Source organism: Parasphingorhabdus sp. (assembly GCF_049667325.1).
Classification (GTDB): domain Bacteria; phylum Pseudomonadota; class Alphaproteobacteria; order Sphingomonadales; family Sphingomonadaceae; genus Parasphingorhabdus.
On sequence record NZ_JBATHY010000194.1, the window covers coordinates 1 to 9025 of the forward strand.

The window sequence follows — 9025 nt, forward strand, 5'->3', positions numbered from 1 at the left end:
GCTAGCAAGTCTGTATGACCCAGGATAACCGCACAGCAGATATCGCCAATTTTGTCACCCATCTGGAATGCTCCAAAACCGGAGAGTCGCTGCCTGCCGGAACCGTGCATAACCTGTCGCCCGCCGGCGCGCCGATTTTGGTGCGCTATGATCTGGAGGCGGTTGCCGGGCAACTGACCAAGGAAAAACTTGCGGGCAGGCCTGCGGATCTCTGGCGCTATCGCGAACTGTTGCCGGTCAACAGTGCAGCCAATATTGTCTCGCTAGGCGAAGACATGACACCACTGATCACGCTTGACAATTCGCTCGGATCCAACGTGATCGTCAAGGACGAGGGTCGTTTGCCGACGGGTTCGTTCAAGGCGCGAGGACTCGTCATGGCGGTATCGATGGCCAAGGAGTTGGGACTGAAACGACTCGCGATGCCAACCAATGGTAACGCGGGAGCCGCCATGGCGGCCTATGCGCGGCGCGCGGGGATGGAGGCTTATGTCTTTTGCCCGGATGACACACCCGAGGTGAATGTAAGGGAGATCGCTCTCCAGGGCGGCAAGGTCTGGCGGGTAAACGGCCTGATCAACGACTGCGGCAAGATTGTTGCCGATGGCGAAGCGGAAATGGGCTGGTTCAATCTCTCGACGCTGAAAGAGCCTTACCGGATCGAAGGCAAGAAGACGATGGGACTGGAGCTTGTCGAGCAACTGGGTTGGGAATTGCCGGATGTGATTTTCTATCCAACCGGCGGTGGTACCGGTCTGATCGGCATGTGGAAGGCATTTGACGAACTGGAGGCGATTGGCTTTATCGGCTCCAAGCGACCACGCATGGTTGCGGTGCAAGCGACCGGCTGTGCACCGATTGTCGACGCATGGGAAAAGGGGCTCGATCATGCGCCTTTGTGGGAAAATGCCCATACTGTTGCGGCTGGCATACGTGTGCCGGTAGCGATTGGAGATTTCCTGATATTGCGTGCGGTGCGTGATTCCGGCGGCTTCGCGATTGCGGTCGAGGACGAGGCGATAGTCGCCGCGCAAAAAAGAATCGGACAGGAGGACGGATTATTGCTCTGTCCCGAAGGCGCGGCCACCGCTGCGGCCTATCTAAAAGCCTTGGAGGACGGTCTGGTCAGCAAGACCGACCGCGCGGTGCTGTTCAATTGCGGCAATGGTCTCAAATATCCCATGCCCGCCGCAGATGCTGCGCTTGATCGCCATCAGCCGATCGACTGGAGCGCCATTGCCAGCGCCTGATCGGCTGGTTAAGGCTTAGCGCATGAAATGGCTTGTCATAATCGGTATGTTGCTTTTGGCCTGCGGTGGCCTTGCCTGGTGGTTTCTCTCGCAGCCGGGGCCGAAACAACTCGATCTGGCCAATAATATCATCCCTGGGGACAGCGATGCCAGGCTGTTGGTGGAGGACCAGATTTACGATCAGGAACGGGGCTTGGGGCTCAATATCTGGACCCCGAAAACCGCTGCGACCGAACCGCTTCCCGTCATCGTCTTCATCTATGGCGGTGGCTGGCGTGACGGAGCCAAGGACCATTATGCTTTCACGGGCCGGGCGCTGGCCAATCGCGGCTACGTGGTAGTGCTGCCAGACTATCGGCTTTTCCCGAAAACCCGCTTTCCTGGTTTTCTAGAAGACAGCGCCAAAGCACTCGCTTGGGTTCACGATCATATTGGCGAGCATGGCGGCGATAAAGGGCGGATTTTTCTCTCCGGTCAATCGGCGGGTGCCTATAACGCGATGATGCTGGCGCTTGACCGGCAATGGCTGGGGCGCGAAGGCAAGTCACCGGACCTGATCCGGGGCGTGGCGGCGCTGGCCGGCCCTTATGATTTCTACCCGTTTGATACCGAAACCTCAAAGCAGAGCTTTGGTGACTATCACACACCCGAGATGACCCAGCCTGTTAATTTTGTCCGGCCCGATGCACCACCGCTGTGGCTATCGAGTGGCACCAATGACACTCAGGTTAGGCCCCGCAACAGCAAGATCCTGCGTGACAAAATCCTCGAAGCAGGCGGCGATGCCGAATATGTAGAATATCCCGATGTCGACCATCTCGAGATCATCATGGCGCTGGCCAAGCCGTTTCGTCACAAGGCTCCGGTGCTGGATGATATGGTTGCCTTTTTTGAACGTCACAACTGATTGCATGAAATGAAAGCCGGACGGTGGTTTTTGCAGTGCAAAATGGTTGAGATAGTGGCATTTTTTGGTTATGCCGATCCGCAGAACAAGGGAATCCGATAGACATGGCCACTTTCACGCTCCCCAAGAATAGCAAGATCCGCAAGACGGGCGAATTGCATCAGGCTTTGACCAACGGGAAAAAGCGGCCGTTTAAAGTCTATCGCTATGATCCCGACAAGGGCGAGAATCCGCACTATGATACGTTCGAAATCGATACGGATGAATGCGGGCCGATGGTGCTCGATGCGCTAATCAAGATGAAATCGGAGCAGGATGCCACGCTGACCTTCCGCCGCTCCTGCCGGGAAGGCATTTGCGGGTCCTGCGCGATGAATATCAATGGCAAAAACGGTCTGGCCTGCACGACCGCGATTGAAGATTGCGGCAACAAGGTTACCATCACCCCGCTCCCGCACATGGAAGTCATCAAGGATCTGGTTCCGGATTTTACCCATTTCTACGCACAATATGCTTCGATCGAACCTTGGCTGAAAACCGTCACACCGACGCCATCGGGCAAGGAACGACTGCAATCGCCGGAAGATCGGGGCAAGCTGGACGGCCTCTACGAATGCATTCTCTGTGCTTGCTGCCAGACCAGTTGCCCGAGCTATTGGTGGAACAGCGATAAGTTCCTTGGTCCCGCGATCCTGCTGCAAGCCTATCGCTGGCTTGCCGACAGCCGCGATGAGTTGACCGGCGAGCGGCTCGACGAACTGGAAGACCCGTTCCGGCTCTATCGCTGCCACACGATCATGAACTGTGCCAATGCCTGTCCCAAGGGTCTGTCCCCGGCCAAGGCGATTGCCGAGATCAAGAAGATGACCGCCGCGCGCGTAATCTGAATCGCTGACGAGCGCTATTCATGACCGAAGTCCAGCGGAATTTCATCATCAGCGATCCTGATCCGAACTATCCTGGCTGGAGCACATGGGTGCTCAACGATACGGACTGTTTCAATAGCTTTCTTGGCAAAATGATTGTCCGGCGCGGTGGCGACGGCGTGAGCGATGATATCGCGCGCATCCGCATGTTTCCCGAACGACGGCACCGCAATCTCGGTGATGTTGTCCATGGCGGGACGATGATGGGCTTTATCGATTGTTCCCTATTTGCGGCGATGCGGGTGCTCGAACTCGGGCCATCCGGCTTTGCCGTGACGCTGGAATTGCAGACCCATTTCATCGGCGCGGCACGGATGACCGAACCGCTTGAAGCGCAAGTGGAGATTACCCGCGAAACCGGCCGCTTTCTGTTCATGCGCGGCCTGGTCGTGCAGGGCGAAAATGGTCGTGACAATATGGCCTCGTTCACAGCCATCGTCAAAAAGGCTCCCAACCAGAAAACCGATTTGCAATGAGCAAATTCTATCAGCGCTATCTGGCGCTGATTGCGCAAGGCGAGCTCAAGCACGATCCCGATCAGGATGCATGCGCGAAACGTCTCGCCCGGTTGCAGGAGGAGCTGGAAGCAATGCCGCCGCGGGGTAGTCTCTTGTGGCGAACATTCGGAAAAAAACCGACGCCGCCGCAGGGCATTTACATGTGGGGCGGAGTCGGGCGCGGCAAATCGATGCTGATGGATCTGTTCTACAATGTTCTCGACATCCGCCGGAAGAAACGTGCCCACTTCCATGAGTTCATGCTCGATGTACACGCCAGAATTCGGGAGGAGCGCAAGAAGGAACTGGGCGATCCGATACTGCCGGTTGCCGCTGCTCTGGCGAGCGAGGCGCGCTTTCTTGCCTTCGACGAAATGGTGGTCAACAACAGCGCCGATGCGATGATCATGTCGCGGCTGTTCACCGGGCTGGTCGAGTCAGGGGTGACGATTGTCACCACCTCAAATCGCCCTCCCGATGATCTGTACAAGGATGGTCTCAACCGCGAGCATTTTCTGCCGTTTATCGAACTGCTCAAGACCCGGCTCGACGTCGTTTCGCTCAACGGACCAACGGATTATCGGCGCGAGCGTCTGGGCGATGTCGACCTTTGGCATGTACCCAACGGCGAAGCGGCAACAAAGGCATTGAGCGAGGCCTTTTTCCGCCTGACCGACTATCCGCCCGAGGATCGCGAGCATGTTCCGTCTGCGGAAATCTCGGTGCAAGGCGGCCGGATGCTGACCGTTCCGAAATCGCTCAAGGGCGTCGGGGTATTCTCGTTCAAGCGGCTGTGCGGGGAAGCTCGCGGCGCGCAGGACTATCTCGCGATCGCGCGCCATTATCATAGCGTTATCATTGTCGGCATTCCGGTGCTTTCCAAAGAGAATCGCAATGAGGCTGCGCGCTTTGTGACGCTTATCGATGGGCTCTACGAATATCGGGTGAAGCTGCTCGCCAGTGCTGATGCGGAGCCCGATGCACTATACCCGGCGGGCGACGGCAGTTTTGAATTTGAACGGACGGCATCACGATTGATCGAGATGCAATCGGATGACTATCTGGCTTTGGGCCATGGTTCTGAAAGCAAAATCTAGGAGAGCGAACATGCGAACAAGAATTATTTCGACCATGGCGGCAGCGGCGTTGCTGGCTAGTGGAGCGCACGCGAGTCCGGCCGATGCGCCAGAGGCTGAAGCGCGGGAATTGTTCAAGCAGGTTGTCGAAATCCCCACCGTCGAAGGTCGCGGCGAAGTACCGCGTCTGGTCAAACTGCTCTGCGCCAAATTCAGTGCCGAGGGTCTCTCCGACATCACCGTCAAACCGCATGGCGAGACGGAAAGCATGATCTTGCGCTGGACGGCAGATGGAGCAGCCACGGCAGAACCGGTCCTGCTCATGGCGCATATGGATGTGGTCGAGGCCAAGCGCAGCGACTGGGCCGATGATCCGTTTATTTTCCGCGAAAAGGACGGCTATTACTGGGGCCGTGGTTCGGTTGACAATAAGGCGGGTATGACCGCGATCGTGATGAGTCTTATCCGCTTGAAGCGGGCTGGCTTCAAACCGAAGCGCGATATCATTGTCTTGTTCACCGGTGATGAAGAGACCGCAGGAGACGGTTCGCGGCTGGCTTCGACAGAATGGATCGATCTGGTGCGCGCCGAATATGCGCTAAACAGTGATGCCGGCGGTGGCGGTTTCACGGATGTTGGCAAGCCGCTGGGCTATGGACTGCAAACCGCCGAAAAGACCTACCGGACCTACAGTTTTACGGTGACCAACAAGGGCGGCCACAGTTCCAGACCCCGCCCCGACAATGCGATTTACGAACTGGCGAGTGCTCTGACGCGGCTGGAGCAACACCGGTTCACGCCGATGCTGAATGAAACAACCCGCGGTTATTTTGCCGCACGGGCCAAACAGGAAACGGGACCGGTTGCGGATGCCATGCGGCGCTGGCTGATGGATGAAAATGATGGCGAGGCGGCGGATATTATCGAGGCGGATCCGAAGGAAGTGGGTCTCACCCGCACCCGATGTGTCGCGACCAAATTGAACGGAGGTCATGCCGATAATGCGCTTCCGCAACTGGCGCAGGCGACGGTCAACTGCCGGATATTTCCCGGTGTTGAACCAGCCGATGTGATGGCGGAGCTGCAGGAACTCGCAGGCAAGGGGGTTACAGTCGAACAGTCGGACAGTTTTGGCGCTTCGTCGCCTGCCAGCCCGCTCCGCGCGGATGTTGTGGGAGCCTATACCAAAGCGATCCACAAGCGCTTCCCCGGCATGCCGATTGTGCCATCGATGTCGACCGGCGCGACCGACGGCGTATTTTTCCGCAGCATCGGAATCCCGGTCTATGGGGTCAGTGGCCTGTGGTTGAAGATCCCGGAGGACGCGCGGGCGCATGGACTGGACGAGCGCATTCCTGTCGAAAGCTTCCACATGAACATCGGTGTTTGGGAAGATATGGTCCGCGAACTGGCGGGCTAGAGCAGGCTCAGGCTGTCCAGATCAAGCGCCATTTGGGCCGGCCGTTCGGCCATCGCCGCGAACATCCGGTCTCCCCGATCTGTCCGTTCGACATGGAGCGAGGCGTTGATTGCCATGATGAAGCCGGAAAAGGCGTGGCGGCGATATTCGGTCCAGAATTGATTGAAATCGGGTGCGCCGGCCCGGAGGGCCAAATAGGCCCGGACCAGGCTTTCCTCATGTTCGCGACGGATGGCAGGATCGGCGAAACTTGTGCCGATCAGATAGGCAACGTCATTTGCCGGATTGCCAAGCGAGCAGGTTTGCCAGTCGACCAGGGCTGCAATCCGGCCGTCAGCGTGAAACAATATATTGTCGAGCCGCATATCGCCATGGGTGATCGCCAGTTCGAGTGGTTCATGGGCAACATAAGCGTCGATCCGATCGATCAATTCCTGGCCGAGGTCAAGAATGTCTGAAGACAGAAGTGTTGCAAATCGCTCGCGGAAAACGGGATAGCCATTGGGGAGCGTGTTCTTCAAAAAATCGCTGTTGCCCGCGCCGTGATGCAGCCATCGACAGGCATCAAACCCGCCGTCAGGTTGAAAATCATGCAAGGCGGCTGCTTCGTTTAGCGTCGTCTCCACCTGAACCAGTGACGCACCGGCCAGCTGGTCGCCCTGCGACGCGGGCGCCATGTCTTCGAGCAGCAGCACGAATTCCTGTTCATTTTCGGCAATATCGGCGTGATAGGAAACGGGGCAGAGCGCCGTGCAGTTGCCGGCACTGTCCCGGTACCAGCCGACTTCCATATCATAGAGATGGAAGATGGCAGCTGCACCCCGGCTGACCGGGTCGGCACTGGGGCATTTGGCGATGAAGGTCGTAGGGTGGCCTTGTTCCGACCAGTCGCATGTAAAGCGGTAGCTGTCGCAGACCTGTCCTGTCCCGACTGGTTCGTGGGTTAGCGATTTCAGCGATCCCGGGGCTGCGCCAAAAACCTGCTCGACAAACGCGGCCTCGAATTCTTCGGGCCGCACAGGAAATTGGCGGCTCACGCTGAGGGGTCCATCAGGCCGGTCAGGCCGCTGGTCGCATGAGGGCCGATAAACAGTTGCTCGACTATGCCCATGCCGTGATGCTCGTGTCCATCGATGGTCAGCACCGCATCGCCGAGCGCCTGAATATGGATGGTCGTCATGTCGATCGCCGGCATGGGATCGAGGGCAATGACATCATGCGCGACCTCGAGATCGCCATGGTCCATGCCATGGCCCCAGACCGGATGCATATAACCAAGCCCGGACATATAGAATGTTCGGGCGGCATCGCCGGTTCTCGGGGTGATGGAGAGCGATCCGGTGCCGGTTTCGAGCTGGACCCGCTTGATCCGGCGGGACCCGGAATGATAGCTCAGATCGATCGCTTCGGGCTCGAACTCGCTTGCCTTGCCGGACAGCATATCCACCACCCCGCGCCGGTTCCACGGCGCGCCTTGACCATCATCATTGCTGTGGAAAAAGCCGCAATGATCCGCGAAATTGAGCGGGGTCCACAGCCACCAGAATTGCGGGAAGGCTCCGGCTGGCGGGGGCTGCGATTCCGGTGCGCCGACCTGCCTGATCCCCCAGCTGCGGTCGCGGGTGCCGCTGCAATTGCCGACATCTATCTGCTGACCAGCCACGGTGATCGCGCCGGTCCAATGGCCGTTTTGCGTCATCCTGGTATAGTCCATCAGCAAGCGCGGACCGTCACGGCGGATGAAGCGCGGTTCCTCGATCGGCTGGTGGCGGGCGGTGAAACGAATGTCTGCGGTGATCGGGCTGTCGTTCCCGGCGACCGTCAGGTGGAGCTGCTGGAGCGGTTCGACAATCGTGACGGTGATCGGACCCACCGTGAGATCGAGCCGCTCGCTGGACATCCTTTTGGAGGCGCGCAGATTATGCTGCTTGCCGTCAATGCTCACGCAAAAGGCGGCGTCCATGATGTCGAGCTGGGGGTAGATGCCGAGCGCGGCGGCGAAGAAGATGCCGCCGTCGGCGCTGTAGCCGTTGAAGAAATAACGGTCGTAGAAATTGCGGTTGCCGCCGGAAACCGCCATCGGTTCTGGGGTCTGGTGCAGCGGATAGTCATCGCCTCTGGTCAGCATATCGGTCTCTCCCAAGGCCCGCATCATGGCGTTTCAATTTTGCTTTGCAACGCAAAAATTGGAAGACTTGGAAGCATGATTGGCGTTCTTCGTCATACCAGCGAAGGCTGATAACCAAACCGATCTATGGGGCGACGCGCGCTATTGGATTAGGCCCCTGCCTTCGCAGGGGTGACGGAATTATTCGGCGAAATCACAAAAGCCAATTGCTATTGCGAATAAGTTGCAAAGATAGCGGGTAAAATGATGCTTTCTGCTGTTGAAATTGTCACAATAGGGGCCTAATCCGGTCTTTAAGTTCCTTTTTTGACTCTATTTTTCAGGAGACTTTCCCAGATGGCCCGTAACAAGATTGCGCTGATCGGCGCAGGCATGATCGGCGGCACGCTCGCCCACCTCGCAGCTTCCAAGGAAATGGGCGATGTCGTCCTGTTTGATATTGCCGAGGGCATGCCGGCCGGCAAGGCGCTCGATCTGTCGCAGGCGGCTCCGGTTGATGGGTTCGACTCCAATCTCAAGGGCTCCAATGATTATGCCGATATCGCAGGCGCAGACGTCATCATCGTCACCGCAGGCATTGCACGCAAGCCGGGCATGAGCCGCGATGACCTGATCGCGATCAACCTCAAGGTCATGAAGGCGGTTGGCGAAGGCATCAAGAACAACGCGCCCGACGCATTTGTCATCTGCATCACCAACCCGCTCGACGCGATGGTCTGGGCGCTGCGCGAATTTTCCGGACTGCCGCACAATATGGTGGTCGGCATGGCCGGCGTTCTCGACAGCGCCCGTTTCCGTCATTTCCTCGCCGACGAATTCAA

General features: G+C 58.0%; 9 protein-coding genes. 7 read left to right on the forward strand and 2 right to left on the reverse strand.

Annotated features, from left to right (window positions below):
• The first annotated feature begins 14 nt into the window (after positions 1 to 14).
• The 6 genes from WBM93_RS08805 (at position 15) to WBM93_RS08830 (ending at position 6076) form a co-directional block, all read left to right on the forward strand.
• Positions 15 to 1250 carry a threonine synthase gene (locus tag WBM93_RS08805; protein ID WP_424431026.1) on the forward strand — a complete coding sequence of 412 codons (1236 nt, stop codon included), beginning with the start codon at positions 15 to 17 and terminating at the stop codon, positions 1248 to 1250.
• A gap of 22 nt (positions 1251 to 1272) precedes the next feature.
• On the forward strand, positions 1273 to 2157 hold the full coding sequence (locus tag WBM93_RS08810; protein ID WP_424431028.1) for an alpha/beta hydrolase: 885 nt from the start codon (positions 1273 to 1275) through the stop codon (positions 2155 to 2157).
• A 104-nt stretch (positions 2158 to 2261) separates the two neighbouring features.
• A complete protein-coding gene (locus WBM93_RS08815) occupies positions 2262 to 3044 on the forward strand; it encodes a succinate dehydrogenase iron-sulfur subunit (RefSeq protein WP_424431030.1) in 783 nt (260 codons plus the stop codon).
• Positions 3045 to 3064: 20 nt separating this feature from the next.
• The gene (locus tag WBM93_RS08820) at positions 3065 to 3559 is read left to right on the forward strand and encodes a PaaI family thioesterase (RefSeq protein WP_424431032.1); all 495 of its coding nucleotides are present in this window, start codon (positions 3065 to 3067) and stop codon (positions 3557 to 3559) included.
• Positions 3556 to 4677, forward strand: coding sequence for a cell division protein ZapE (gene zapE / locus WBM93_RS08825; RefSeq protein WP_424431034.1), 1122 nt, complete (start codon positions 3556 to 3558; stop codon positions 4675 to 4677). The genes WBM93_RS08820 and zapE overlap by 4 nt, the downstream gene beginning before the upstream one ends.
• Positions 4678 to 4687: 10 nt before the next feature.
• The gene (locus WBM93_RS08830) at positions 4688 to 6076 is read left to right on the forward strand and encodes a M20/M25/M40 family metallo-hydrolase (RefSeq protein WP_424431036.1); all 1389 of its coding nucleotides are present in this window, start codon (positions 4688 to 4690) and stop codon (positions 6074 to 6076) included.
• Here the strand turns inward: WBM93_RS08830 and WBM93_RS08835 are convergent.
• Together WBM93_RS08835 and WBM93_RS08840 are read right to left on the reverse strand one after the other, a co-directional pair.
• Positions 6073 to 7113, reverse strand: a complete 1041-nt coding sequence (locus WBM93_RS08835) for a phosphotransferase (RefSeq protein WP_424431038.1) — start codon at positions 7111 to 7113, stop codon at positions 6073 to 6075. The genes WBM93_RS08830 and WBM93_RS08835 overlap by 4 nt on opposite strands.
• The gene (locus tag WBM93_RS08840) at positions 7110 to 8231 is read right to left on the reverse strand and encodes a hypothetical protein (RefSeq protein WP_424431039.1); all 1122 of its coding nucleotides are present in this window, start codon (positions 8229 to 8231) and stop codon (positions 7110 to 7112) included. Before WBM93_RS08840 ends, WBM93_RS08835 begins: the two co-directional genes overlap by 4 nt.
• 309 nt (positions 8232 to 8540) lie before the next feature.
• On the opposite strand from WBM93_RS08840, the gene WBM93_RS08845 reads away from it, so the two are divergent.
• Positions 8541 to 9025, forward strand: a 485-nt coding sequence (locus WBM93_RS08845) for a lactate/malate family dehydrogenase (protein ID WP_424431041.1), incomplete at its 3' end; no start/stop codon positions are given.

What these genes read in the sequence shown, in the direction of transcription:
- WBM93_RS08805 (WP_424431026.1), top strand. Translation starts at nt 15, where the DNA reads ATGACCCAGGATAACCGCACAGCAGATATCGCCAATTTTGTCACCCAT.
- WBM93_RS08810 (WP_424431028.1), top strand. Translation starts at nt 1,273, where the DNA reads ATGAAATGGCTTGTCATAATCGGTATGTTGCTTTTGGCCTGCGGTGGC.
- WBM93_RS08815 (WP_424431030.1), top strand. Translation starts at nt 2,262, where the DNA reads ATGGCCACTTTCACGCTCCCCAAGAATAGCAAGATCCGCAAGACGGGC.
- WBM93_RS08820 (WP_424431032.1), top strand. Translation starts at nt 3,065, where the DNA reads ATGACCGAAGTCCAGCGGAATTTCATCATCAGCGATCCTGATCCGAAC.
- zapE (WP_424431034.1), top strand. Translation starts at nt 3,556, where the DNA reads ATGAGCAAATTCTATCAGCGCTATCTGGCGCTGATTGCGCAAGGCGAG.
- WBM93_RS08830 (WP_424431036.1), top strand. Translation starts at nt 4,688, where the DNA reads ATGCGAACAAGAATTATTTCGACCATGGCGGCAGCGGCGTTGCTGGCT.
- WBM93_RS08840 (WP_424431039.1), bottom strand. Translation starts at nt 8,231, where the DNA reads ATGATGCGGGCCTTGGGAGAGACCGATATGCTGACCAGAGGCGATGAC.